This is a genomic window from Dactylosporangium maewongense (genome assembly GCF_039531485.1).
Taxonomy (GTDB): Bacteria; Actinomycetota; Actinomycetes; order Mycobacteriales; family Micromonosporaceae; genus Dactylosporangium; species Dactylosporangium maewongense.
Genome location: NZ_BAAAQD010000001.1, coordinates 1,416,555 through 1,442,254 on the forward strand (window position 1 = coordinate 1,416,555; position 25,700 = coordinate 1,442,254).

At 72.9% G+C, this 25,700-nt stretch carries 21 protein-coding genes; 13 read left to right on the forward strand and 8 right to left on the reverse strand.

Going from position 1 to position 25,700, the window contains the following annotated elements:
• The first annotated feature begins 145 nt into the window (after positions 1-145).
• Both ABD332_RS06355 and ABD332_RS06360 read left to right on the forward strand, forming a co-directional pair.
• Complete coding sequence (locus ABD332_RS06355; protein ID WP_344500465.1) at positions 146-1,147, forward strand: proline racemase family protein; 1,002 nt, start codon at positions 146-148, stop codon at positions 1,145-1,147.
• The gene (locus ABD332_RS06360) at positions 1,144-2,508 is read left to right on the forward strand and encodes an aldehyde dehydrogenase family protein (RefSeq protein ID WP_344500467.1); all 1,365 of its coding nucleotides are present in this window, start codon (positions 1,144-1,146) and stop codon (positions 2,506-2,508) included. The genes ABD332_RS06355 and ABD332_RS06360 overlap by 4 nt, the downstream gene beginning before the upstream one ends.
• A gap of 19 nt (positions 2,509-2,527) precedes the next feature.
• Here the strand turns inward: ABD332_RS06360 and ABD332_RS06365 are convergent, their stop codons facing one another.
• From ABD332_RS06365 to ABD332_RS06380, 4 genes are all read right to left on the reverse strand, one after another.
• Complete coding sequence (locus ABD332_RS06365; protein ID WP_344500469.1) at positions 2,528-3,463, reverse strand: proline dehydrogenase family protein; 936 nt, start codon at positions 3,461-3,463, stop codon at positions 2,528-2,530.
• 88 nt (positions 3,464-3,551) lie between these two features.
• Positions 3,552-4,754 (reverse strand): PucR family transcriptional regulator, encoded by a 1,203-nt coding sequence (locus ABD332_RS06370; RefSeq protein ID WP_344500471.1) that lies wholly within the window; start codon positions 4,752-4,754, stop codon positions 3,552-3,554.
• A gap of 91 nt (positions 4,755-4,845) precedes the next feature.
• Positions 4,846-6,417, reverse strand: coding sequence for a diguanylate cyclase domain-containing protein (locus tag ABD332_RS06375; RefSeq protein ID WP_344500473.1), 1,572 nt, complete (start codon positions 6,415-6,417; stop codon positions 4,846-4,848).
• Positions 6,418-6,561: 144 nt separating this feature from the next.
• A complete protein-coding gene (locus ABD332_RS06380) occupies positions 6,562-7,308 on the reverse strand; it encodes a GntR family transcriptional regulator (protein ID WP_344500475.1) in 747 nt (248 codons plus the stop codon).
• A 174-nt stretch (positions 7,309-7,482) separates the two neighbouring features.
• Here ABD332_RS06380 and ABD332_RS06385 point away from each other — a divergent pair, with 174 nt between their 5' ends.
• Genes ABD332_RS06385 through ABD332_RS06400 form a run of 4 tightly spaced genes read left to right on the forward strand, consistent with a single transcriptional unit; the run spans position 7,483 to position 11,280 of the window.
• A complete protein-coding gene (locus ABD332_RS06385) occupies positions 7,483-8,655 on the forward strand; it encodes an NAD(P)/FAD-dependent oxidoreductase (RefSeq protein ID WP_344500477.1) in 1,173 nt (390 codons plus the stop codon).
• 56 nt (positions 8,656-8,711) lie between these two features.
• Positions 8,712-8,948, forward strand: coding sequence for a (2Fe-2S)-binding protein (locus tag ABD332_RS06390; protein WP_425552136.1), 237 nt, complete (start codon positions 8,712-8,714; stop codon positions 8,946-8,948).
• Positions 8,948-10,378 carry an FAD-dependent oxidoreductase gene (locus ABD332_RS06395; protein ID WP_344500481.1) on the forward strand — a complete coding sequence of 477 codons (1,431 nt, stop codon included), beginning with the start codon at positions 8,948-8,950 and terminating at the stop codon, positions 10,376-10,378. The genes ABD332_RS06390 and ABD332_RS06395 overlap by 1 nt, the downstream gene beginning before the upstream one ends.
• 11 nt (positions 10,379-10,389) lie before the next feature.
• Positions 10,390-11,280 (forward strand): dihydrodipicolinate synthase family protein, encoded by an 891-nt coding sequence (locus ABD332_RS06400; RefSeq protein WP_344500483.1) that lies wholly within the window; start codon positions 10,390-10,392, stop codon positions 11,278-11,280.
• Positions 11,281-11,301: 21 nt separating this feature from the next.
• Here the strand turns inward: ABD332_RS06400 and ABD332_RS06405 are convergent, their stop codons facing one another.
• A complete protein-coding gene (locus ABD332_RS06405) occupies positions 11,302-12,588 on the reverse strand; it encodes a YibE/F family protein (RefSeq protein WP_344500485.1) in 1,287 nt (428 codons plus the stop codon).
• Between the two features lie 59 nt (positions 12,589-12,647).
• On the reverse strand, positions 12,648-12,998 hold the full coding sequence (locus ABD332_RS06410) for a hypothetical protein (RefSeq protein WP_344500487.1): 351 nt from the start codon (positions 12,996-12,998) through the stop codon (positions 12,648-12,650).
• A 113-nt stretch (positions 12,999-13,111) separates the two neighbouring features.
• Between ABD332_RS06410 and ABD332_RS06415 the strand changes: the two genes are divergently transcribed.
• Genes ABD332_RS06415 through ABD332_RS06435 form a run of 5 tightly spaced genes read left to right on the forward strand, consistent with a single transcriptional unit; the run spans position 13,112 to position 19,702 of the window.
• Positions 13,112-15,724: an AMP-binding protein gene (locus ABD332_RS06415; RefSeq protein WP_344500489.1), complete on the forward strand. Its 2,613-nt coding sequence runs from the start codon at positions 13,112-13,114 to the stop codon at positions 15,722-15,724.
• Positions 15,703-16,728 carry an iron ABC transporter substrate-binding protein gene (locus ABD332_RS06420; protein WP_344500491.1) on the forward strand — a complete coding sequence of 342 codons (1,026 nt, stop codon included), beginning with the start codon at positions 15,703-15,705 and terminating at the stop codon, positions 16,726-16,728. Before ABD332_RS06415 ends, ABD332_RS06420 begins: the two co-directional genes overlap by 22 nt.
• Positions 16,712-18,313 (forward strand): ABC transporter permease, encoded by a 1,602-nt coding sequence (locus ABD332_RS06425; RefSeq protein WP_344500493.1) that lies wholly within the window; start codon positions 16,712-16,714, stop codon positions 18,311-18,313. Before ABD332_RS06420 ends, ABD332_RS06425 begins: the two co-directional genes overlap by 17 nt.
• The gene (locus ABD332_RS06430; RefSeq protein ID WP_344500495.1) at positions 18,310-19,344 is read left to right on the forward strand and encodes an ABC transporter ATP-binding protein; all 1,035 of its coding nucleotides are present in this window, start codon (positions 18,310-18,312) and stop codon (positions 19,342-19,344) included. The genes ABD332_RS06425 and ABD332_RS06430 overlap by 4 nt, the downstream gene beginning before the upstream one ends.
• A gap of 19 nt (positions 19,345-19,363) precedes the next feature.
• Positions 19,364-19,702 carry a hypothetical protein gene (locus ABD332_RS06435; protein ID WP_344500497.1) on the forward strand — a complete coding sequence of 113 codons (339 nt, stop codon included), beginning with the start codon at positions 19,364-19,366 and terminating at the stop codon, positions 19,700-19,702.
• Here the strand turns inward: ABD332_RS06435 and ABD332_RS06440 are convergent.
• Complete coding sequence (locus tag ABD332_RS06440; protein ID WP_344500499.1) at positions 19,699-20,892, reverse strand: oxygenase MpaB family protein; 1,194 nt, start codon at positions 20,890-20,892, stop codon at positions 19,699-19,701. The two genes, ABD332_RS06435 and ABD332_RS06440, sit on opposite strands and share 4 nt — an antisense overlap.
• A gap of 313 nt (positions 20,893-21,205) precedes the next feature.
• Here ABD332_RS06440 and ABD332_RS06445 point away from each other — a divergent pair, with 313 nt between their 5' ends.
• On the forward strand, positions 21,206-22,372 hold the full coding sequence (locus ABD332_RS06445; protein WP_344500501.1) for a TetR/AcrR family transcriptional regulator: 1,167 nt from the start codon (positions 21,206-21,208) through the stop codon (positions 22,370-22,372).
• A gap of 68 nt (positions 22,373-22,440) precedes the next feature.
• On the opposite strand, the gene ABD332_RS06450 is transcribed toward ABD332_RS06445, so the two are convergent.
• Positions 22,441-23,430 carry an LPXTG cell wall anchor domain-containing protein gene (locus tag ABD332_RS06450; RefSeq protein WP_344500502.1) on the reverse strand — a complete coding sequence of 330 codons (990 nt, stop codon included), beginning with the start codon at positions 23,428-23,430 and terminating at the stop codon, positions 22,441-22,443.
• Between the two features lie 172 nt (positions 23,431-23,602).
• Here ABD332_RS06450 and ABD332_RS06455 point away from each other — a divergent pair, with 172 nt between their 5' ends.
• The gene (locus tag ABD332_RS06455; protein ID WP_344500503.1) at positions 23,603-25,660 is read left to right on the forward strand and encodes a hypothetical protein; all 2,058 of its coding nucleotides are present in this window, start codon (positions 23,603-23,605) and stop codon (positions 25,658-25,660) included.
• The last annotated feature ends 40 nt before the right edge of the window (positions 25,661-25,700 follow it).

Here is a 25,700-nt window from a genome sequence, read left to right on the forward strand (position 1 = left end):
GTGGGGCCGTTGCCCCCTGTCCGGGATGCCTGGACAGGGGGCAACGGTTTGCGCTGACCGGCTTGCAGGCCCCACGGACGAACCGACCAGCCACCGACGACCCCGAACACCGTCACGACCGGACCAGCGCCGCGGAGGCCACCCGATGCGTTCCAGACACATGTTCCACGCCGTCGACTCGCACACCGAAGGCATGCCGACCCGGGTGATCACCGGGGGAGTCGGACTGATTCCCGGCAACAGCATGGCCGAGCGCCGCCGGTACGTGATCGAACACCTCGACCACGTGCGGACCCTGCTGATGTTCGAGCCACGCGGCCACGCCGCGATGAGCGGTGCGATCCTGCAACCGCCGATCCGCCCGGACGCGGACTGGGGCGTGGTGTACATCGAGGTGTCCGGCTGCCTGCCGATGTGCGGGCACGGCACGATCGGCGTCGCGACCGTCCTGGTCGAGACCGGCATGGTGCCGGTGGTGGAACCGGTCACCACGATCCGCCTCGACACCCCCGCCGGCCTCGTCGTCGTCGACGTGCACGTCCAGGACGGCGCCGCCACCGCCGTCACCCTCACCAACGTGCCGGCGTATCTGGACGCGGCGGACCTGACCGTCACCGTCGGCGGGTTCGGCGACGTCCGCTACGACATGGCGTACGGCGGCAACTTCTACGCGATCCTGCCGCTGGAGCAGTTGGGACTGCCCTTCGAACGCGGCGCCGCCGGCAGCATCGTCGAGGCCGGACTGGCGGTCATGGCGGCGGTCAACGAGCAACGCAAACCCGTCCACCCCGAGGATCCGGGCATCGCCGGCTGCCGGCACGTCTACCTCGCCGCGCCGGGTTCGGACGCCAAACGGTCGCGGCACGCGATGGTGATCCATCCAGGCTGGTTCGACCGGTCCCCGTGCGGCACCGGCACCAGCGCGCGCATGGCCCAGCTGCACGCCCGCGGCGAGCTGCCGCTGGACGCCGAGTTCCGCAACGAGTCGTTCATCGGCAGCGAGTTCACCGGACGGCTCGTCGCGGCGACGACCGTGGCCGGCCGGCCCGCGGTCGTCCCGGCGATCACCGGCCGTGCCTGGATCACCGCGACCGCGCAGTACCTGCTCGACCCGACCGATCCCTTCCCGAAGGGCTTCCTGCTGTGAGATCCGTGCAGAGCCGATCACCACAACAACCGGACGACATCGTCGTCACCGTTCCCGCCGCCGGAATGGGCGGCGTCGTCGCCGCCGTCGAGCGGGCCCGCCTGGCGCAGCGCGAATGGGGCGGATGCCGCGCCGGCGAACGCGCGGCCGCGCTCACCGAGGCGGCCGGACGGGTGTACGCGGCCCGTGACGAGCTCATCGCGCTCGCCGTCCGGGAGGTCGGCAAGCCGGTCACCGAGGCGACCGCCGAAGTGGACCGGACCGTGGCGATCCTGCGGTACTACGCGCAACAGGTCTACGACCCGGCGGGTGCCGTACACGAGCCGACCGGGACGGGGCTGCTGTACACCCGCCGCCGCCCGCTCGGGGTCGCCGGTCTCATCACGCCGTGGAACTTCCCGTTCGCCATCCCCCTGTGGAAGGCCGCGCCCGCGCTCGCCGCGGGCAACGCGGTGGTGCTGAAACCCGCGCCGCAGGCGACCGCGTGCGCCATGCGGCTGTTCGAACTGCTGGCCGGCCCCCTGCCGGACGGGCTCGTCGAGGTGGTCCCCGGGCATGCGAGCGAGGGCCAGGTGCTGACCTCCACCACCGATGTGGTGTCGTTCACCGGCTCGGTGCAGGCCGGGACGGTGGTGGCGGCGCGCGCGGTCACCACCGGTGTCCCGGTGCAGGCGGAGATGGGCGGGCACAACCCGGCGATCGTCCTGCCGGACGCCGACCTCGACCGGGCGGCCCGGCACATCGTGGCCGCGGCCTACGGCTATGCGGGACAGAAGTGCACGGCCACGCGCCGGATCATCGGCGTCGGCGCGGCGAGCGAGCCGCTGCGTGAGGCGCTGCTCATGGCGATCGACGAGCTGCCGTGCGGGGATCCCGGCGACCCCAAGACCATGTGCGGCCCGGTGATCGACGACGTGGCCCGCGGCCGCATGCTCGCCGCGGCCCGTGAGGCCCGCCAGTCGGGAGGCACCGTGCTGGCGGGAGGCACCGCATCGGACAACCTGGTCGCGCCGATCCTCGTCGGCGGCCTCTCCGAAGGCCATGCGTTGGCGCGGCACGAGACGTTCGGACCGTTCTGCCTGCTGCAGACCGCCGCGGATGTGCCGACCGCGGTGGCGATGGCCAACAGCGGTGCGTACGGGCTCGTGAGCGCGGTCTACACCGCCGACCTGGGACACGCGCTGCGATTCGTGGAGGAGCTGGGGACCGGGTTGGTGAAGGTGAACGCGCCGAGCACCGGCGTCGACTTCCATCTGCCGTTCGGAGGCGTCAAGGCCTCCGGCTACGGTCCGCCGGAACAGGGCAAGGCGGCGATGGACTTCTACACCACGGTGCGGACGGTGACGGTCCAGCCCGGCTGACCCGGTCCGCGTACGGATGTCATCGGTGCGCGCCGGGCAGCAGGGAACGCGTCAGGAGCAGGAGGTTGGCGGGCCGTTCCGCGAGGCGGCGCATGAAGTAGCCGTACCAGTCGTCGCCGTACGGCAGGTACACCCGCATCCGGTTGCCGGCCTGCGCGAGCCGCAGCTGCTCCTGTGAGCGGACGCCGTACAGCATCTGGAACTCGTACCCGTCCGACGGCACGGACAGCTCACCGGTCAGTGCCGAGGCGTGGGCGATCAGCGCCGGATCGTGCGTGGCGACCATCGGATAGGCACCGGCGCGCAGCAGCGTCTCCAGGCACGCACGGTACGCCGCATCGACCTCCCGTGCGTTACGGACGAGCACCGAGGCGGGTTCGGCGTACGCGCCCTTCACCAGGCGCACCCGGCTGCCCGGATACGCGAGATCCTTGCAGTCGGCCGCGGTGCGCCGCAGGTAGGTCTGCACCGCCACGCCGACCCAGGGGAACTGCAGGCGCAGCCGGCCGACCAGCGACAGAGTGGTGTCCACGGTGGTGTGGTCCTCCATGTCGAAGGTGACCGTCGTGCCGGCGGCGGCCGCGGCGGCGCAGACATCATGGGCGTACTCGTCCGCGTACCGGCTACCGTCGCCGGGGACCGCGGCGCCGAGCGCCGACAGCTTCACCGACACCTCCGCCGCCGCGGCGAGACCGGCACCGTGCAGCGCTGCCAGCAGCGCTGTGTAGGCGTCGCGGGTCGCACGTGCCTGCTGCGCCGTGCGGGTGTCCTCCCCGAGGTGGTCGACCGTCACGGTGAGGCCGGCCCGGACCAGGCGATCTGCCACCGGGACGACCTGCTGCTCGCCTTCGCCGGCGACGAACCGGTCGACCAGCCGCCGGGTGAGGCGGAAGCGCGACACCGCCGTGCGGGTGCGCGGGCTGCGGGACGCGGCGAGCAACAGCTGGTTCGGCATGAGCTCACCGTAGGTTCGTCCTGGCACGCGGGCTATCGCCGGCTGTCGAACGGTGCCGGGCAGGCTTTCGACAATTGTCGAACGACGGTCAGGCCATGCCGGCGAGCCGCGCCATGTGCAGGCTCGTGTGGATGGTGAGCCGATCGTCGCCGTCGCGAAGGGACAGCTGCGACAACTGTTCGATCTTGCGAAGCCGGTAGTAGACGGTCCCGCGGTGCACGTGCAGAGCGGCGCAGGTGCGACGGATGTCGCCGGCCTCGACGAGGTAGGTGCGCAGCGTCTCGACGAGGGTGGCGTCGGCGAGGACCGGCAGCAGCCGCGGTTCGATCGCCTGCTGGAGCGCTTGGACGGGCAGCAGTGTGAGCACCCGCAGCGCCCCCAGCCGTGGCCAGTCGGCGATCGGGCGGTGTTCGGACATCGACCGGGCCACCCGCAGCGCGCAGCGCGCCTGCCGGTAGCTGTCCGCCGCACCGGCGAGCGTCGGATGCACGCCGCCGACCCCGGCGACCCAGCCGGCGACGCCGCCCGCGGCGAGGACATCCAGTGCGCGTCCGGCCGTGCGGCGCGGGTCCTCCGCGGCCGCCGCGGGGGAGAGCAGCACGACAGCGTCGTCGTGGACGGCCCGCAGCACCTTCCGGTCCAGCCCCCGCGGCGCGTCCAACGCCTCGGTGACCGCCGTCTGGTCCATCGGCTGCGCCGCCGGATCGACAGCCGCGGCCACCGTCACCGCCACGCGCCGAGCGGACCAGCCCTGGTCCTCGAAGAAGCGGATCGACTCCTGGCGGCTCGGTTCGTGCTCGCCGACGAGGTCGCGCAGGCGGTCTGCGACGAGCTGCTGCCGGTGCGCGTCACGGTTGAGGAGGCGGCCGAGCCGCTCGGCGGCCGCGACGATCCGATCGAGGACGGCCGGGTGCGCGGCGGTGCCGTCGTCGAGGAACCACAGGAAGCCCACCGTGCGCCCGTTGCTGCGGACCGGCACGACCAACCGGGCCATCGTGTCGCGGGACGGGTCGGCCGGGATGTGCACCGGTCCCATGGCGGTGCGCACGTTGAAGGTGTCCAGATACCGGCGGATCTCGGCCGACGTGGTCCGGGTCAGCAGTGTCTCGCGCCGGATCCAGTCGACTTTGCCGCGGTGCGGGCCGAAGGTGAGGGAGTTGAAGTTGGTGTCGGTGAGCTGCACGGCGAGCCCGGCCGCCGCCGCCAGGTCGTCGACCAGCTCGTCGATCTCGTCGTGCACAGCGCCCCTCGATGTCATCGCGGAGACGCCGCCGCCGAGGCCCGACACCACGGACCTGACGCTGCTACGGGCCCGTGCGAGCGGACCGGCGTCCCCGGCGCCCACTGTATCGGCGACCCGGCGCGACGCCGCAGGACGGACGCTACAGCGCCCCGGTCTGTGACAGCTCGTGACCCGCGTCTGAGGCGACCGCCGCGGCGGCGCTGCGCCGGGAGCGCTTGCGGCTGTACATCCGCTCGTCGGCATGGTGCATCAACGCGGAGGTGGTGGTGCCGTCGTCCGGGGCGATCGCGATGCCGATGCTCGCGCCGACACGTGCCTGCCGCTCGGCGACGACGACCGGTTCGGCGACGCGCCGGCAGATGTCGTCGACGATGTCATCGATGGCCGCGGGGGAGACGACGTCACGCAGCAGCACGCAGAACTCGTCGCCGCCGAGCCGGGCGATCGTGTTCGGGGCCTGGACGATCTCGGCGAGGCGGGTGGCGGTCTCCTGCAGTAGGGTGTCGCCCACGTCGTGCCCCAGCGTGTCGTTGACCGCCTTGAACCCGTCCAGGTCCACGAAGAGGATCGCGACCGACTCGCCCTCCCGCCGTCGGGTCAAGGCGTCGTCGGCGCGCTCCAGGAAGAGTGCCCGGTTGGGCAGCTGCGTCAGCGCGTCATGCATGGCCCGCCAGCGCATGGTGGCGATGAGATCGATGGCCCGCAGCGCCGCGGACGAGGTCGCGGCGAGGGCGGCCAGCGCCTGCTCGTCCTCGGCGCGGAACCGTTCGTTGGTGGTGCGTGGTTCGGCGAGCAGCCGCAGCGGTGTGTCGTCCGGCTGGTGGACGACCGCGCAGATCTCGCCCTTGGCGGCCGGCCTGTCGGTGTACACGGTGTGCCTGGAGCGCAGCATGCGTGCCGCGTAGTCGAGCGTGGCGTGCTGGATCGCGGCCGGGTCCGTGCACCGTTGCAGGTGCAGCACGGCGTCTGAGAGCACCGTGCTGCGGATGTTGGCCAGCTGGGAGCGGACCAGCGCACGGGAGATCACCATCAGCATCCCGATCGGCACGATGAGCAGCGGCGTGGCGGCCGGTGCGTCGCGGAAGATCGCGACCGTCAGACACGCCAGCGCGCCCTGCGCGCACCCGACCAGGAACTCGACACCGACGCTCGCGGTGAACAGTGCCACCGCGTTGCGGCCGCGAGCGAAGTAGGCGGTCACGGCGACGACGGCGAGCGTGCCGGTCTCACCGAGCACGCCCAGCACCAGCGTGCTGGCAAGGAGCTGAGGAAAGCCGCTCAGCCACATCTCCACGAGCGGCTTGACCGCGATGACACCTGCCCACACCGCCGTCGCGGCGGTGAGGTGAGCCACCCTGACCATGGTGTTCATGGACAGCGTCCAGCACGCGACGATCATCCCGACGGCGACGCACTGCACGGCGACGCTGAACGGCACGATGTGCGCCACGACGACATACACCGTGGTGTCGAGCAGCATCGTCACCTCGGCGCGCAGGCCGGACATCACCAAGGGCGATCTGGCGAGCACGGCGATCGCGAGCGCGGTCAGTGCGACAGCGGCCGCATCCATCTGCAGCACGTGCGGCCGGCCGACCTTCTCGGCCCATTGCGTCCCGGACAGCGCCAGGACAGCGACACCGATGACGGCTGACACGGCGGTGAAGGCTCGAAACGCTGTTCGTTGCTCCGGGGGCTGCACCGCGCTCATCGGATCACCTCATCCGCTTCGTGGCCTTCCTGCCGCACCGGGAGCTCAGGGCTACACGGCGATCAGCTCATCGGCGGGGTCCGGCCGCACATGAGCGCCCACCTGATCCGATCCCCGGCCGGCGTCGCGTGTCGTGTGGCGACGTCAGCTCGGAGCGCCGGCGGCCGGATGGGTGGTTTCGGAGCGATCCGCCCAGATTCCGCGGACATGCCGCAGGTGGCCGCGGATGTGTTTCACGATCGCACGTTCGTTCTTGCCGCGCAGCAGCTCCACCAGCTGCAGATGTTCGTTCGCCGAGTCGATCAGCGTGCCTTCGTTCAGCAGCGTGCCGAGACCGTAGAGCCGGCTGCGGTTGCGCAGGTCCGCGACCAGCGTGGTGAGCCGCGCGTTGCCGGCGAAGCCGAGCAACGTCAGGTGGAACGCGGTGTCGGCCTCGATGTATCCGACGACGTCTGACCTTTGCGCGGCCGCGACGATGCTGCTTGCCAGCGACTGCAGGTTTCCGAGCTGCTCGTCGGTGAGCCGGCCGGCCAGTCCCGCGACGGTCGGCACCTCGAGCAGTTCGCGGATCTGGGTGATCTCGTCCAGCTCCTCGTCGGAGATGGAGTTGACCCGGAAGCCCTTGTTCTTGGCGATGGAGATCAGGTCTTCCTTCGCCAGGTCGAGGATCGCCTCGCGCACCGGTGTGGGGGACACGCCGAACTCGCTCGCCAGCGTGGGTGCGGAATACAGCACGTCCGGGCGCAGTCGCCCGGCGATGATGGCGGCCCGAAGCGCTTGCGCGATGTCCTCGCGGAGGCTGCGACGGTGACGCATGACCGGTAGGCCGAGGCCGGCGTGTCCGCCCGCCTCTGATGGATCTCCCGGACTCATCTGCTTGCCACCTTCCACCCTCGATGTGCCGGGCGCGGGCGCCCGCTCGGTGTCCTGGCATTTTCGCCTACTCCCGGCACGGCGGACATGCGGGGTGCGGCAGGCGGTCCGGTCCTGGTTTCGCGGGATGTTGTGGTCGTCAGTGGTGTGTGACATATTACTGCCGTGTCGGATGTGGCTCGTGGAGCCGATGTGGTGGTGATCGGTGCCGGGATCGTCGGCGCTGCCTGTGCCTTCGCCGCGGCACGTGCGGGCCTGCGGGTGGCGGTCCTCGATCGGGGCCCGGTCATCGGCGGCACGACGGGCGCGGGGGAGGGCAACATCCTCGTCTCGGACAAAGGCCCAGGAGCGGAGCTCGACCTCGCCGTGCTGTCCAGCACGCTGTGGCGGCAGTTCGGCGCCGAGCACGGCGACGCCATCGAGTACGAGCCGAAGGGTGGCCTGGTGGTCGCGGCCGGCGAGGCCGACATGCGGGCGTTGCGCCGGTTCGCCGCCGAGCAGCGAGCCGGCGGCGTGCAGACGCAGGTCGTCACGGCGGACGACCTGGCCGAACTCGAGCCGCACCTGGCCCCGGGACTCGCCGGCGGGGTCCGATACCCGCAGGACGCCCAGGTGCAGCCGATGCTTGCCGCTGCGTTGCTGCTGCGCCTCGCCCGTGAACGCGGAGCCACCATCCACCCCGACACTCCGGTGATCGCGATACGTCGTGACGGGCACGGACGGGTGATCGGCGTCAGCACGCCGGGCGGCACGATCCCGGCGGGGTCCGTGGTCAACGCGGCGGGCGTCTGGGCAGGCCAGATGGCCGCGCTCGCCGGTGTACGGATGCCGGTGCTCCCACGACGCGGATGCATCCTCGTCACACAGCCGCTACCGGCGATCGTCCGGCACAAGGTGTACGGCGCCGGCTACACGACCGACGTCATGAGCGACGCCACCGACCTGCAGGTGTCACCCGTCATCGAGGGCACCCGCGCCGGGACCGTCCTCATCGGTGCCAGCCGGGAGCGGGTGGGGTTCGACCGCGCCATGCCGATACCGGTGCTGGCACGGCTCGCCAGACACGCGACGGAGCTGTTCCCCGTGCTCGCCGACGTCTCGGTCATCAGGGCCTACCTGGGATTCCGGCCGTACATGCCGGACCACCTGCCGGTGCTGGGGGCAGACCCCCGGGTGCCGGGACTGCTGCACGCGTGCGGCCACGAGGGCGCCGGGATCGGACTCGCCCTTGCCTCCGGCCACCTCATCGGCCAGGTGCTCACCGGTGCCGAGCCGACCCTCGACCTGTATCCGTTCCGGCCCGACCGGTTCAACGACCCGGCGGACGGCGTGCGCACCGGTGCGCCCACCGAGGAGGCGATGTGAATCCACCACCCGAGCCCTGGCGGCTCGTCCATGCCGATCCTGATCCGCCATTCGAGATCACCGTGGACGACCAGCCGGTGCGCGCCGTCCCAGGGCAGACGATCGGTGCCGCGCTGTGGGCGGCCGGGGTGCGCAGCACCCGGCACACGCGCGGCACCGGCCGCAGTCGAGGGATGTTCTGCGGCATCGGGATCTGCTTCGACTGCCTGATGACCGTCAACGACAGTCCGGCGCTTCGCGTATGCCAGATCGAGGCCCGCCCGGGCGACGTCGTGCGCACCGGGACCATGTGATGACGACCTACGACGCGGTCGTCATCGGCGCCGGTCCGGCCGGCATGTCCGGAGCCCACACCATCGGGCAGGCAGGTCTCCAGGTGGCACTCGTCGATGCCGGACCGCGCCTGGGTGGGCAGTACCACCGTCACCCGCCGGCCGCGTTCCGCGCCACCCGGCCGCAGGCGCTGCATCACGGCTGGCGGCACTTCTCCGCCTTACGCGATCGCCTCGCCGACCTCCCCGGAGTCACCCACCTGCCCGATCACCACGTCTGGTCGGTGGAACAGGCAGACAGCCTGATCACTGTGCGTGCCGTAACCGACCTGCGCCGGCCCGTGGGCGTCACGATCCGCGGGCGGGCGCTGCTGATCGCCACCGGTGGCTACGACCGGCAACTGCCGTTCCCCGGCTGGGATCTCCCCGGAGTGCTCACCGCCGGCGCGGCGCAGGCGCTGCTCAAGGGAAGTCTCGTGCTCGCGGGCCAGCGGGTGGTGGTCGCCGGGTCGGGACCGTTCCTGCTGCCGGTCGCCGCCGGGCTGGGCCGGGCCGGCGCCACCGTCGTCGGGGTCTACGAGGCTGCGCGTACCAGCCGGTTCCTGCGCCACGCGACGACCCTCGCGCAGAACGCCGGCAAGCTCGTCGAGGCCGCGAGACACCACGCGACTCTGCTGCGCCATCGCATCCCGATGCACAGCGGCTGGGCGGTCGTCGCCGCGCACGGGGACACACATCTGGCCGCGGTGACGGTCGCGCGACTGGACCGTGCCGGCAATCCTGTGCCGGGCACCCGGCGCCGCGTGCCGTGTGACACCCTGGCGATCGGCTACGGGTTCACGCCTCAGACCGAGCTGCTGGTGCAGCTCGGTTGCGCCACGCGGGTCGGCGTCGACGGCAGCGTGGTCGCCGACGTCGACGCCGGGCAGCGCACGAATGTGCCGTCGGTCTACGCCGCCGGCGAGGTGACCGGTATCGGCGGCGCGGCTTTGTCCGAGGTGGAAGGCGTCATCGCCGGCCTCGCGATCCGAGCCGGCGTCGGGAAACCTGGCAGGGTGCCCCGCCGGTTGCTGTCCCGCCGGACCGCACTGCGCCGCTTCGCCGCCGCCATGCATGACGTCTACCGGGTCCCTGCTGGTTGGGTCGACTGGCTCACGCCGGAGACGGTCGTCTGCCGCTGCGAGGAGGTCCCCGCCGAACGCGTGCGCGCGGCGGTCGAGCAGGACGGCGCCACCCGACCGCGGACCGGGAAACTGCTCACCCGAGCCGGCATGGGCTGGTGCCAGGGCCGGGTCTGTGCCCACGCGGTATCCACGCTCATCACCCACTTCGGAGGACGGCCGGCGTCGCCGGCCGATCTCGCGACCTGGGCCAACCGGCCCATCGCTCAGCCGGTGCCGCTGCGTCTGCTCGCGGACGCCGTACCAGATCTGTCCGCACCTCAACCCTAGGAGAACCCACCATGGCAACCACACCCTGGCGCGGTGTCGTCGTAGCGACCGCCCTGCCGTTCCGGGATGACCTGTCCGTCGACCTGGACGGCTACGCAGAGCACGTGCGCTGGCTCGCGCAATCCGGCTGCGACGGTGTCGTTCCCAACGGTTCCCTGGGCGAGTACCAGGTGCTCGACGAACGCGAACGCGCCGACGTGGTGCGCGCCGCGGTCGCCGCGGCCCCGGACGGATTCTCCGTCGTGCCTGGCGTCGCCGCCTACGGCGCTCGCGACGCGCGGCGCTGGGCCGAGCAGGCGGCAGAGGCTGGAGCGCACGCGGTGCTGCTGCTACCCCCCAACGCCTATCGCGCTGACGAGCGTGCCGTGCTCGCGCACTACGCCGAGGTGGCCAAGGTGGGCCTGCCGGTCGTGGCGTACAACAACCCTTACGACACCCGCGTCGACCTCACCCCGGAGCTGGTGGCGCGACTGCACGCCGAGGGCTCCATCGTCGCCGTCAAGGAGTTCAGCGGTGACGCGCGTCGCGGCTATCAGCTCGCCGAGCTGGCCCCCGACCTGGACGTGCTGATCGGCACCGACGATCTCGTCGTCGAGATGGCCCTGGCCGGAGCGACCGGCTGGATCGCCGGCTTCCCCAACGCGCTGCCGGAAGCCTGTGTGCGATTGTTCCGAGCCGCCGTCAGCGGTGACCAGCACACGGCACTGCCGCTCTACCGGACGCTGCACCCGCTGCTGCGCTGGGACGCGAAGACCGAGTTCGTCCAGGCGATCAAGCTCACCATGGACCTCACAGGACGCCACGGAGGCGCCTGCCGTCCTCCCCGCATGCCGCTGCTGCCGCAGCACGACGGGGAGGTCCGGACAGCCGTCGAACACGCGCTCGCGGCAGGCATGCGATGACAGCCGCCGAACCGGTCATGGCTACCCGGCGGGGCGTGCGGAGCTCCACAGGTCGTCCCCGTCGTCGTCGCGCCACGGGTCGTCGTCCGGTGGTGTGGCGGCCGCCGGTTGCTCCGGTTCGGGCACCGTCTGCCGCTCCACCGAGATGAGCACGGCGAGCGCGGTGGTGATCGGCACGGCGGCGACGATGCCGATCGTGGCCACGACGCTGCGGACGACTTCCTGGGCGAGGAACTCGCTGGTGATCGTCTCCGCGAAGGGCTGGTTGCCGGCCGCGATGAGCAGCAGCACCGGCAGCGACGCGCCCGCGTAGGCGAGGACCAGCGTGTTCACCACGGCGGCGATGTGTGCCCGGCCGACGCGGGTCGCGGCGCGGTACACCTGCCGCCGGGTCATACCGGGGTTGGCGGCGGCCAGCTCGCTCACCGCCGCGGCCTGGGTGACGGTGACGTCGTCCAGCACGCCGAGCGAGCCGATGACGATGCCCGCGAGCAGCAGTCCGTGCAGGTCGACGGCCTGGAAGAACATGGCGAGGGTGGTCGCGTTCTCGCCGCCGTTGCCGGTGAGGTGGGTCAGGTCGACCGACCACACGCCCAGCACACCGGTGAGGACGAGACTGGCGAGCGTGCCCAGGACCGCCACGGAGGTGCGCACCGAGATGCCGTGGGTGAGGTACAGCACGGCCAGCATGATGGCCGCCGAGCCGGCGACCGCGACGGCGAGGGGCGGCTGACCGGCGGCGATGGCGGGCACGACGAACAGCAGCAGCACGGCGAAGCTGACCCCGAGCCCGGCCAGCGCCGCGAGCCCGCGCCATCGGCCGAACACCACGATCACGAGGGCGCCGAGGAGGGCGAGCCAGATCAGGGGCTTGCCGCGCTGGTGGTCGATGATGGTGTACTGCTGGGCTTCCGGCCCTTCCGGCGTGTCGACGAGCAGCATGACGACCTCGTCGCCGACCGAGACGCGCGGCGCCTGCGGCCCGTCGGGCAGCGGGGTCCGGATGGTGCGGCGGGCGTCGGGTCCGTCCTCGACGCGGACCTCCACCGTGCCGCACCGGCTGGTGACGATGCCGGTCGGGGTCTGGACGATCTCGTCCGGGGTGCAGGCGCGCTGCTCGACCCGGGTGACGGTGCCGAGGTGGCGCCTGCCGGTGTCGCCGTCCACGCGGGCCGGCTCGGCGCGGGGCCAGAGCACGGCGATCGCCGCCAGGGTCGCGGCGATCACCGGCAGCATGACGGCGATGATGATGACGCGGATGCGCCGCGACGCCGCCGGTCCGGTGGCGTGGTCGTGCCCGGTTCCCATGCATGTTCTCCTGGGGCAGTCGCGTGATCTCGGTGCTGAGGCGTGTAGTGCCTCTTCGATCAGCGCAGCCACACCTGCAGCAGGGCGCGGTCGACCGCCGAGCGCGGCCCGGCCGATCCCGGCGGCCGTGTGCCGACGGCCGGTGGCGTGAGTTCGTGGCATCGCGCGGTGCCGGCATCGACGGCCGGCGGCGCCACCGTCCGGGCCGAAGAGTGGTCGGCGATCGGGCGTTCGGAGGCCTGCGCGGCACCCGACGGATTCGACGATGCGCAGTCGCCGGCGGTGGCGACCAGTTCGGTCACGGCGTGCGCGCGCTCCGGCAGCAGCACGACGGGGTGGACCGTGTAGCCCACGACGCTCAAGGCGAGCAACAGCCACAACAGCGGCTGCCAGCTGCCCTGACGACGCATCGGATGCCTTCCTCGAGTACGGAGTGGCTGCCACCGTACCTGAAGGCCGCGGGCGCGGTGATCGTTTGCCCACCGCTCGACACCTGCGGATAGTTAGGTTAGCCTCACCAACTATGCCTCTGTTGGATCCCCGGCAGGTGCGCGCCACCTTCCTGGTGTCCGACACTGCCGGCGCGCATCACCCTGCCCTGATCGACCCCGCCGGATGCCTCGGCTACGGGGAGCTCGCCGATCGGGTGGCCGCGCTCGCCGCCGCCCTGCCGTCAGCACAGGCCGGCCGGCGGCTCGTGCACGTGCCGCTGGCCCCGGACCGCGACCTGGTGCTCGGATATCTGGCGGTGCTGTCGGCCGGGCACGTCGCCCTGATCACCCCGCCCGAGCACCGGTCGATCACCGCGGTCTACCAGCCCGACCTGTGGCTCCACCCGGACGGCACCTTCGAGGCCGCGACGCCGGCCAGCGACACCGACGCGCCGCGGCACCTCCTGCACCCGGACCTGGCGGTGCTGCTCAGCACGTCGGGCAGCACCGGCTCACCCAAGCTGGTCCGGCTCAGCCACGATAACGTGCTCAGCAACGCCGAGGCGATCGCGTCCGCGCTGTCGATCACCCCGGCCGACCGCGCGGTCACCTCGCTGCCGCTGCACTACTGCTTCGGGCTGTCGGTGCTGCACGCCCAACTCCGCGCCGGCGCCACCACGGTGCTGCGACCCGGGTCGGTCACCGACCCCGGCTTCGCCGACGACCTGCGCCGCGACCGGGTCACCCTGGTCGCCGCCACCCCGCACGTGGTGGACCTGCTCGACGTCCAAGGCGTGCTGGACCATCAGCCCTCGCTCCGGCTGCTCGCCCAGGCCGGCGGCGCGTTGCCGCCCGAGCGGGTGCGGGAGCTCGCCGCCCGGGGCCGCGCGGCCGGCTGGGGCATGGCGGTGATGTACGGCCAGACCGAGGCCACCGCACGCATGGCGGTGCTGCCACCCGAGCTGGCGGAGCGATACCCCGACGCGGTGGGATGGCCGATCGCCGGATCGGCGTTCCGGCTCGACCCGGCCGGCGTCGACGAGCCGGTGACCGCACCAGCCGCACCCGACGGCCCGGTCGGCGAGCTCGTGTTCACCGGCCCGGGCGTCATGCTCGGATACGCCGAGCACCCCGACCACCTGGCCCTGGGGCGGACACACAGCGAGCTGCGGACCGGCGACCTCGCGCGGATCGACGCCGACGGACTGGTCCGGATCGTCGGCCGCCGGTCCGACTTCGTGAAGATCATGGGCATCCGCATCGACCTCGGTCAGGTCGAGCGCTCCCTGCGCGGCCACGGGCTGCGGTCCTGCGTCACCGGCCGCGACGACCAGCTGCAGGTCACCTACCGGCGCGGCGAGCAGTCGCCGGACCAGGTCCGTGACCTGGCCGCGCAGGTGTCCGGTCTCAGCCGGTCGGTGATCTCGGCCCGCGCCGTCGACGAGCTCCCGCTGCTGCCCAACGGCAAACCCGACCGCCGGCGCAGCGCCGACCTGCACGTCACGGAGACCTCCGGCCAGCAGGCGGAGACGGCCGCCGCGGTGGTCGCGGTGCTGGAGCCGCTGGTGGGCAGCGACGGCGTCGACCTCGACCGGTCGTTCGTCGAGCTCGGCGGCGACTCCTTCAGCCACGTCGTCGCGTCCGTCGGCCTGACGCGGCTGCTCGGCGACCTCCCGCCCGACTGGCACCACCGCCCGGTCCGCGACCTGGTCGCGCTCGCCGACCGGCGGCCACCGTCGCGCTGGTGGAGTCCGCTGGTGCAGCGGGTCGACACGACCGTCGTGCTGCGCGGCGTGGCCGTGGTGACGATCTGCGGCAGTCACGTCGGCCTGTTCCGGCTGGCCGGCGGGGCGCACATCCTGCTCGCGGTCGCCGGCTTCCTCTTCGCCCGCTACGTGCTCACCTCGCCGGCGACCGCGGAGCGCGTGCGGCGAAGCGCCCGGATCGCCGTCGGGGTCGCCGTCCCGGCGGTGACCGTCGCCGCGGTGATGCTGTTCGGGTTCGGGACGGTCCACTGGTCGAACGTCGCGCTGGTCCACTGGCTCGTCCGACCGCAGGCCTCCAACAACTTCTGGTTCGTCGAGGCCTACCTGGTGATCGTGGCCGTCACCGTCGCGGCGCTGGCGGTGCCGCGGCTGCGGGCCGCATACGCCGCCGACGCCTGGCGCACCACCATGGTCGCCTTCGTGGTGCTGCTGGTGCCCCGCTACGTGGTGATCGCGCTGTACGACGGCCCGCTGCGTGGCCTGCCGGGCACGGTCGCGTGGCTGTTCGTGGCGGGTGTCGCGATGGCGGTGGCCGACAGCCGGAAGCGCCGGCTGGTCACGACCGCGGTCGCGGTGGCCGCCGCCGTCGGCTTCTTCCCCGGACAACCCGCACGCAACCTGGCGATCATGCTCGGGCTCACGCTGCTGGCGCTCGTGCCCGCCCTCCCGGTGCCGCGGCTGCTCGTCCGCCCGCTCGGCGCACTGGCGGCCGCCTCGCTGCACATCTACCTCGTGCAGTTCCAGGTGTTCGCGTTCTTCGGCGCGCCGATCCTCAAGTTCGCGGTCGCGATCGCCGCCGGCCTGGGGTTCTGCGCGGCCGGCAACCACGTCCTGCACCGGCGGCTGCCGCCGCTACCGCCGGTCGAGGTCATCCGCCGTCGCATGGCGGCGAGGCAACTCGTGAGAGAGGACATGACATGCGTCGACGCACGTTCCTGACCGGCCTTGGGGCAGTCGGGGCGGTGAGCCTGGTGGGGTGCGGTTCGAAGTCCGAGGACGGCTACGTCGCCGACCCCGGTTCGTTGCAGGTCTACTCCGCCCAGCACGAGAACCTCACCAAGGCGTGGGCCGAGGCGTTCACCGCGGCGACCGGCATCAAGGTGCAGGTCCGTAAGGGCTCCGACGCCTCGATGGGGCACCAGATCGTGGCCGAGGGCTCCGCGTCGCCCGCCGACGTGTTCCTCACCGAGAACAGCCCGGCGATGACGCTGGTCGAGCGCAACAAGCTGCTCGCCCCGCTCAACGAGGAGACCCGGCGGCAGGTGCCGGCCAACCTGACGCCGTCGTCGCAGGTGTGGACCTCGATCGCCGCCCGGTCCACGGTACTGGTCTACAACACCACCAAGCTCGACAAGGCCGACCTGCCGAAGTCGCTGATGGACCTCGCCGGGTCGCAGTGGAAGGACCGCTGGGCGTGCGCCCCCGGCGGCGCGGACTTCCAGGCCATCGTCGCGGGCATGCTCGCCGGCCAGGGCGAGCAGAAGACCACCGAATGGCTGGCCGGGCTGAAGTCCAACGCCCGGGCGCTGCAGAACAACATCGCCACGATGAAGTCGGTCAACGCCGGCGAGATCGAGTGCGGCGTGATCTACCACTACTACTGGTACCGGGACCAGGCCGGCACCAAGGAAGGCAGCGCCAACACGGCCCTGCACTACTTCCGCAACCAGGACCCCGGCGCGTTCGTCTCGCTGTCCGGCGGCGCCGTGCTCGCCGGGTCGAAGAAGCCGGCCGAGGCCCACAGGTTCCTGGCCTACATCACCAGCGAGGCCGGGCAGCGCGTGCTGGTCGACTCCAAGTCGATGGAGTACGCCGTGGGCAACGGCGTCGCCTCCGCGCCCGCGCTGCCGCCGCTGGACAGCCTGCAGGCGCCGCCGGTCGACCCCTTCACGCTCAACTCCGACAAGGTCAACAAGCTGATGACCGATGCCGGCATCCTCTGACCTGCGCGAGCCGCCCGCCGCGGCGCACGACGTGCCGGCGCCGTCCCGGCCGGCCGTCCGCGCCCGCCGGTCCACCCGGATGCCGTGGCTCGTCGTGGCGGCCGCGGTCCTGGTCGCGGCCGTGATGATCCTGCCGGTCCTGGTCGTGATCGGTCAGGCGGCCACGAGCGGCGACGAGGTGTCGCGGCTGCTGCTGCGGCCGAGGACGGCCGAGCTGCTCGGCAACACGATGCTGCTGGTCCTGCTGACCGTCCCGATCACCGTGCTGCTCGGGTGCGGTGCGGCCTGGCTGGTGGAGCGGACCACCCTGCCGGGCGCCGGCGCGTGGCGCACGCTGCTCCTCGCGCCGCTGGCCATCCCGGCGTTCGTCAGCAGCTACGCCTGGACGTCGGTGCTGCCGTCGGTGCAGGGACTGGGCGGCGCGGTGTTCATCACCGTCCTGGCCTACTACCCGTTCGTCTTCCTGCCGGCCGCGGCCCTGCTGCGGGCCCTCGACCAGGGACACCTGGACGCCGCCCGGTCGCTCGGCGCGTCCGGTCCGGCGGCGGTACTGCGGGTGGCGCTGCCGCAGCTGCGTCCGGCCATCACCGGCGGCGCGCTGCTGGTCGCCCTGCACCTGCTCGCCGAGTTCGGCGTCCTGCAGATGATGCGGTTCCCCACCTTCACCACGGCGATCCTGCAGCAGTTCGCGGTCGGGTTCAGCAACGCCGCCGGCAGCATCCTCGCCGCCGCGCTGATCGTGCTCTGCGTCGGGCTGCTGGCCCTCGAGGTGCCGCTGCGCGGCCGCGCACGGATCGCCCGGGTGGGCTCCGGCACCCGGCAGCGTCCGGTCGCGTACCGCCTGGGCGCGTGGACCGTCCCCGCGTCCGCCGCCCTCGTCGGGCTGGTCGGGCTGGCCCTCGTCGTGCCGCTGGTGCTGGTGCTGCGCTGGCTGGTGCGGGCGATGACGTCCGGCGCGGTGGTCGCCGGTCCGCTGCTCGCGGCGACGGGATCGACCGTCGGCCTCGCGGCGCTGGCCGGCCTGGCGGCGGCGGTCATGGCGCTCCCCGCCGCGTGGCTGCTGCACCGGTACCCGTCCCGGCTGGCGACCGCGCTGGAGCGGGTCACGTACATCGCGAGCGCACTCCCCGGGGTGGTCATCGGGCTGGCGCTGGTGACGCTCGCGGTGCAGTGGGCCCGTCCCGTCTACCAGACCACCGCGCTCGCCGTGCTGGCCTACACGGTGCTCTTCCTGCCCCGCGCCATGGTCGCCTGGCGGTCCGGCCTTGCCGCGGCCCCGCCTGAGCTCCTCGAGGCGTCGCGGTCGCTCGGGGTGTCCGGTCTCGGGACCCTCATCAGGGTCGTCCTGCCGCTGGTGCTGCCGTCGGCGCTGACCGGATTCGTGCTGGTCTTCCTCGCGACGTCGACCGAGCTCACCGCGACCCTGCTCCTCGCCCCGACCGGCACCGAGACCCTCGCGACCGCGTTCTGGTCGGCGAGCGACGAGTTGGATTACGTCGCGAGCGCCCCGTACGCTGCGGCGATGATCGCCCTGTCCGCCCCCCTCACCATCCTGCTGCGCCGGCAGATCCTGGACCAGCGGTGAGCGGCGCGGGCATCTCCGTCACCGGGCTCACCGTCGGCTACGGCGGCCCGCCGGTGCTGGACCAGGTCGACCTGCGGGTGCGCGCGGGCGGCATCACCGCCGTGCTCGGCCCTTCCGGCAGCGGCAAGACCACGCTGCTGCGGGCGATCGCCGGGTTCATCCGGCCAGACCGGGGGCGGATCGAGGTACGCGGCGAGGTGCTCACCGACGGACCGGCCCTGGTCGCTCCGGAGCGGCGCGGCATCGGCTACGTCCGCCAGGACGGCGCGCTCTTCCCGCACCTCGACGTCACCGGCAACATCACCTTCGGGCTGCCGCGGGCCGAGCGGCGCCGGGCGGCCCAGGTCGAGCCGCTGCTCGAGCTCGTCGGGCTGTCACCGGACCTGGCCCGCCGCCGGCCGGACGAGCTGTCCGGCGGGCAGCAGCAGCGCGTCGCGCTCGCCCGCGCCCTGGCCCGCGAACCGTCGGTGGTGCTGCTCGACGAGCCGTTCTCCTCGCTCGACACCGCGCTGCGCGCCGCGACCCGCGAGGCCACCCGTGCCGCGCTCGCCGAACGGGGCGCGACCACCGTCCTCGTGACCCACGACCAGGGCGAGGCCCTGTCCTTCGCCGACCAGGTGGCCGTCATGTTCGACGGCCGGTTCGCCCAGGTCGACAGCCCGGCCGGCGTGTACGCCGCACCGGCCACGCCCGAGGTCGGCCGGTTCCTCGGCGACGCGATGCTGCTGCGCGGCCAGGCCGACGGCCGGGCTGTCCACTGCTGTCTGGGCCGGCTCGACCTGGCCGAACCGGCCACCGGCGACGTCCTGGTGATGGTGCGACCCGAGCAGCTCGTTCTGCGCGAGCCGTCCGGCACCACGGCGTCGGTCGCGTCGGTGACCTACCACGGCGCCGACGCGATGGTCCGCCTGGACCTGGCCGGCCAGAGCACACACCTGGTCGCGCGTGTCCCCGGCGACCGGACACCTCGCCCGGGCGACGAGGTGGGCATCACGGTGCCCGCACCCGTCCGCTCGTTCCCCCGCCGCTGACCCGTTCTAAGGTGGGCCGGTGCGCCTGGACCATCCCGACGACGACGAGCAGCGGGCGATCTTCGAGGAGCTGCTGACGTCGGTCTCCACCGGCGGCGGGATCTACTCATGCAACGGGCTCGACATGGAGACCGAGGAAGCGCTCTGGGCCATCGCCCGCGCCTACCCGGCCGTCACCGACGACCTGGTCGCCGCGGCCCGGGCGGTGTTCGCCGGTCAGCTGGACGGCTCCAACGCGGCCGCCCGCCGGGCGGCACTGGCGAGGAAGTTCGACGAGCTGGCCCGGCGCCGTGCTGAGGAGGCCCGCGGGAGCCGGGAAGGCAATCCTCCCGGCTCCCTTGCGTCAGGACCGAGCTAGGCCCGGTTCCCGGTGGGGATCGTGATGAGGGTGGTCGTGCCGGAGGCGCCCTTGTTGAGGAAGAGCATCGCCAGCGCCCGGATGAACTGGTCGAACATGTAGAAGCTGGCGGGCGCGATCGGGATCAGCCCCTCCCGGAACGCGATGTAGGTGGGCCAGGCGGTGCGGACGAGGGTCGCCGCCGCGTAGTCGCGCGGCAGGCGCAGCCAGTCGCCGATCTCGTTGCTGAGCACGTACCGGACGAACTCGTTGAGGAAGCCGCGGGTGACGCCCAGGTCGATCTGCGCGGTCAGCCCGAGCAGGTCCTCGGCCAGCTCCTTGCCCTCCTGCGTCGGGGCGAGGATCGGGGTGAGCGCCGACGCCGACTGCGCGTATGCGGCGGCCCACGTCTGCGGGATGAACTCGTCGCGCACGCCGAGCAGGTGCATGGCGACCTGCCACTGGTGCAGGAAGGCGGTCTCCTCCGCGGCAGTCATCCGGACCTTCCACTCCTTCAGCTTCTTGTGCACGAAGGTGCCGAGGCTGTGGAAGGTGACCAGGATGTCGCCGTTGCTGATCGGGATCCCGCCCGGCTCGTTGGCGACCGCCCGCCACTGCGGCGACTGCGGCAGCAGATGCCGCACCGCCGCGTGCACCAGGCGCGTCTTGTTGGCGGTGACCACGAACTGGCCGTTGGGCTCGAACGCGGTCAGCTCGCTGAGGTCGTAGCCGAAGGTGAACGTCTTGGCCGCGCGGTCCTGCATGTTGGCGCCGCCCGCGGACCAGTACACCGACTTGGCCTCACGCGGGATCACCGTGCTCATGATGCCGCTGCCGAGGCCGTACAGCATGAACAGGTAGGTGTCCTTGCGCCGGTTGAAGTCGGCGGCGAGACGCAGCTTGCTGCGGTCGGCCCAGGAGGGCAGCGTGTTGACCTGCTGCAGGTAGGTGCGGAGGTTGGCGGGCAGGCCGCTGGGCAGTGCGTCGCTGTTGTTGACCCAGGACCGCATCGCGGTGTTGACCGCTGGGACCTGGCCGTTGTCGAGCAGCCCGGCGACCAGCTGGTCCACTTCGTCGTCCCAGGCCCACCACGGGTCGGTGCCCGCGGCGGCGGGCGCTGCCGCGGCCGGGACGGCGCCCACCGCGCTCACCAGGCCGAGCGCGACGCCGAGGGAGAGGACGCTCCGTCGGTTGAGGTTGAGATTGCTCATTTACTTACCCCGGTTCCGTGAAGGCATGGGCGCTGCTCATGCAGGGGCTAAGCAGTGGCGGACAGCGACAACCTTACGGAAGTCGATGTGTGATTCTCCGTTAACATACGAAACAATCCGCCGGTCGGCAAGGGCGTCCGCGCAGGGAATCTCCGCCGCGCCGGAGGGCGGCCGTCGCCGCCGGTACCGTGGCCGACGCCCGGTCATGTGTCAGGATCGGCGGCATGCCATGGGACATCGCCGTGCCGCTGCGGTGCGGACCCCTGACCGGCGCGTCCGGCGGGCTCCCGCACACGCCTGGTCGGTCGCCGCTGTGACCACCGAGTCGACCGCGGCCGTCCGGCCCCGCAACCGCAAGCAGCTCGTCATCGAAGCGGCCGGCCGGATGTTCAGCGAACGGGGCTACCACGCGGCGTCCATGGAGGAGATCGCCGCCAGCATGGGCATCACCGCGGCGGCCCTCTACCGGCACTTCCCGAACAAGTACGCGCTGTTCGCCGAGTGTGCGAACGTCATGGCGGACCGGCTCGTCGCCGCGCTCGACGACGTGCCCGCCGAAGCATCCCTGGCCGACGTCCTCGCCGCCGCCGCCCGGGTCACCGTCGCGCATCGCGCGTCGGGCGGCGTGTACCGATGGGAGGCCAGGTACCTCGATCGCGGCGACCGGCAGGCGCTCAGGGCGAAGTTCGCGCACGTGGTCGCCCGGGTGGCGGACGCGGTACACCGCGAGCATCCGCTCCCGGACGAGCACCTGCGGGCCGTCGCGGCACTCGGCGCGATCGGGTCGATCACGATGCACCACACCGCGATCGCGCAGCGCCGCCTCGAAGAGGTGCTGGTCGGGTCCGCCCTGCGCGTGGCCGCGACCGACCCGGCGGCGGCCACCGGCATCGCGCGCCTCGTCGACCTGCCCGCCCAGCCCGTGGCACGCACCCGGCGCTCGGAGATCCTCGCGGCCGCCATCCCGCTGTTCGAGCGGGACGGCTTCGCCAACGTCACGAACGGCAGGATCGCGGAGGCCGTCGGGCTGGTCCCGTCCGCGATCTACCGGTACTTCCCCGGCAAGGCCGACATCCTGGCGGCGGCCTGCCTGCAGGCGGCGGGGCTGCTGGCCCAGGCGGTGGAGCAGAACCTCCGCGGGACGGCCGACCCGCACGACGCGGTGGTCGCGCTGACCGCGACCTACGTGGCGTACAGCTTCGAGCACACGGCACTCACCAGCGTCGCCAACGCCGAGCTCGCCGGCCTGCCGGCCGACCTGCAACGGCCGCTGGTCGTCGCGCAGCGGGAGCACATCGCCGTGTGGGAGCAGCAGCTGCGGTCGGCGCGTCCGGAGCTCGACTCGCGCCAGGCCCGGGTGCTGATCCACGCCGGCTTCGGCGTGGTGGTCGAGGCCGGACGCAGGCTGCGCTGGCGGGACAGCCCGGAGCACCGGGACGCCGTCGCCGCGCTGCTCATGAGCGCGCTGGGCATCCGATGAGCCTCCGGCCGCGGCGGTGCCGGTGGTGCTCTTGTACCGGCACCGCCACCGCCGCGATCGCCCTACGCTCAGCCCGTACGGAAGCGGCGGCGGGCGCCGACGAGCACTAGGCCCGCACCGGCGGCCAGCAGCAGCCCGCCGGACACGGCGAGCAGGCCGACGTTCGTCCCGGTCTTCGGCAGCGCCGGGACCGGTGAGACGCTCGCGGCCGGAGAGGTCACGGCCGGGGAGGTCGGGGCCGGCGTCGTCGCGGACGTGGTGCCGACGGTGAGCTTCACCTTGGTGTCCTTGTTGGTGTACCGGTTGGTCGGCGTGAGGACGAGCTCGACCTCCGACCGCTTCGCCGGCACGGACAGGCGGATCGTGAACGTGTCCTGCGCGCCGGCCGCGAACGGGCCGGTGCGGTGGATCTCGCAGCCCTGCTCGGCGGGGATCCGGCCGCTGGCGGTGCAGGCGGGCGACACGGCGCGCACGCCGCCCGGGGTGTAGGCGACGAGGTAGTACTGGCCGAACGTGAAGCTGCCGGCGTTCGTGACGCGGACGGCGACGTCGACGTGCCCGTCGCTGACCGGACCGGCCTGCGCGGACAGGCGCAGCGGCCCCTTGTCCGGCCACGCGACCACGAAGTCGTTGCGCCTCCCGAGCGTGCCGTCCGGCGCCATGCCCTGCAGGTAGCCCAGCGTCGACACCTGGAAGACGGGCTCGCCGGTCGTTGAACGGATCTTGATCCCGACCGTCTTCGGGTTGCCCACGTTCGGGGCGACGGTGCCGGCCGAGCAGATCCAGGTGCCCGCCTTCGTGCCGGTGTCGCACTGGCCGGGCTCGACGGTGACCGAGCCCGTCGGCAGCTCCAGGATGAACCGGCCCTCGAGCGCCGTCGCGCCGCTGTTGATGACGCCGATCTCGGCGACGGCCGACGGGGTGTACGGGTCGCCGGACAGGCCGACCTTGCCGGAGATGGCGTCGATCGGCCCTTCCGCCGGAGCGGCCGCGGCGGGCGAGACGAACAGGGCGGTGGCGGCGAGCGCGACAGCGGCGGTGCCGATGCGAAGCAGCACGGTGATCTCCTCATGACGATGTGTGGATGTCGGACACATCGATCACGCCTGGACTTGAGAGGCCGGTTGTCGAACCGCGTGTCGAGCAGCGGACACAACCAAAACGCCTTGTGGCTTCAACCGGACCGGCGGGAGGCGCCGTGGCGTTGCGCCGGTTTGGCACGCTGCCGCCGTGATCAAGGACCTGGACGATCTGGACGGGGTCGACTGGGCGGCGCTCGGCCACGCCTGGGGCGCCGCCGACGACGTGCCGGACCTGCTCCGCCGGCTGGTCGGGCCGGAACCGGAGGCGCGTGCGGACGCGCTGAACGGGCTGCGCGGGGCGGTGCACCTGCACGGTGACGTGTTCGACAGCACCGTCGCCGCGATCCCGTTCCTGCTCGGCCTCGCGGGCGACTCCCGGGTGCCGGACCGGGCCGGCGTGCTGGGGCTGCTGGCCCACATCGGCGGCGCGACCCGGCGCGAGGACCCGGGGCCGGACTTCGTCGCCGCCCGGGCGGCGGTCGCCGGCGCCGCGCCGCTGCTGCTGCGCCTGCTCGAGGACGCCGACCCGGACGTGCGCCGCGCCGTGCCGGCCACGCTGCTCGTCCAGCGCGGCGACGCGGGCACGATCCTGGCGTCGCTGCACGCCCGGGTCGCGGCCGAGCCGGACCCCGACGTCCGCGGCGCGCTCGCCGCGGCGGTCGCGGGCCTGGGCCGGCTCGCCGCCGCGGGCCTGGTCTCCGGCGTCGACCCGGCCGCGGTCGGCACCTGGTTCACAGACTGGTCCGCCGAGCCCGACCCGGCCGACGCGGATGTGCGGTGCAGGCTCGCCGCGGCCGCCGACCTCGTCGACACGGCCCCGGAAGCGCTCGCCGGTGACCTGATCCCTGCCGTCGTTGAGCTGCTCCGGGCGGACCTGCAGGGGGTGGCGCCGGAGACACTGCCGGCCCTGGACGCGTCCCGCTGGGGGGACCTCGCCTCGGTGGTGACGCCCACACACATCAGCGGGTTGCGGCCGGCGGCCGGCGGCCGGGACGCGCTCGTCGAAGACCTCAGCCTGGCCCTCGACGAGCGGATCGAGGACCGCGTCGCGTTGCTCACCGGCCTGCTGTCGGCCGGCCCGCCGGCGGCGCGATCGGCCGCTCTGCGCCCGGCCCTGGGCCTCGTCGGGTACTGGCGCGGCGACTACACCGACCTCGTCGCGCTCGTCGGCGCCCAGCTCACCGACGGTCGCCTGGCTGGCCGGGCCGCGCTCGTCCTGCACCATCTCGACGCGCTCGCCGCACCCGCCGCCGACGCGCTGGCCGCCGCCGTCGCATCCGCCGCGCCGGAGTCCCGGTACGGCGACGGGCCCCCGCCCTGGGTCGTCACCTGGCGGGGGTGGGAGCCGACCGTCGGCCCGACCGTGTGGGCGCTGGCCGCGCTCGACGACGACCGGGCGCTGCCCGCCGTCCGGGCGATCGTCGACCGCGACATCCCGCCGGGCAACTCCGCCCCGCTCGCGGCCCGGTATGCCACGACGGCGCCCGACCTCCTGCCCACCGTCCTGCGCCGCTGCGCCGGGTCGACCGGCGATGCCGCGGCCGGACACCGCAGGGTCCTGACCCGGGTCGCCACGGCGCTCGGCCCGGCGGGCGCCGAGGCCGTGCCCGAGCTGCTCGCCGGACCGATCGACCTGATCACCGCCACCGCCCTCGGCAGCATCGGCCTGGCCGCGGCGGCGGCCGTCCCGGCACTGCGGGCCACGCTCGGCCGCGACGGCGGGGTCGTCGCGGCCGTCGCCCTGTGGCAGGTCACGGGCGAGGCGAGGCAGTCGGTCGAGCTGCTCGCCGGCCACCTCGACGACCCGTGGGACGCCACGTCCTTCGCCGCCGAAGCGGCCGGCCGGCTCGGACCGGCCGGGGCCGCCCTCGAAGCACCGCTGCGCGCCCTGCTCGACACCGCCGACGACGACATCCATGTCGCCGTGGCCCAGGCCCTCTGGCGAATCGCCGGCGACGCCGAGACCCCGCTGCCGGCCCTCACCCGGCTCTGGACCGCCGAGCCGCGACGCCGCTTGGAGATCGCCGCCCACCTCGCCACGATCGGGTCGGCGGCCCGGCCGATGCGCGATCTCGTCGCCGCCGAACTGCGGGAGCGGTTCCGGCACAGCGCCGCGTTCAACGGCTGGTCCTCCAGACAGGTCGCCCTCGACCTCGCCCTCCTCCGTGACGGTCGCACCGTTCTCGCCGCGACCAGCCCGCCGTGACGCCCCGGCCCGAGGTGTACTCGGCCGACAGCGGGTAGAG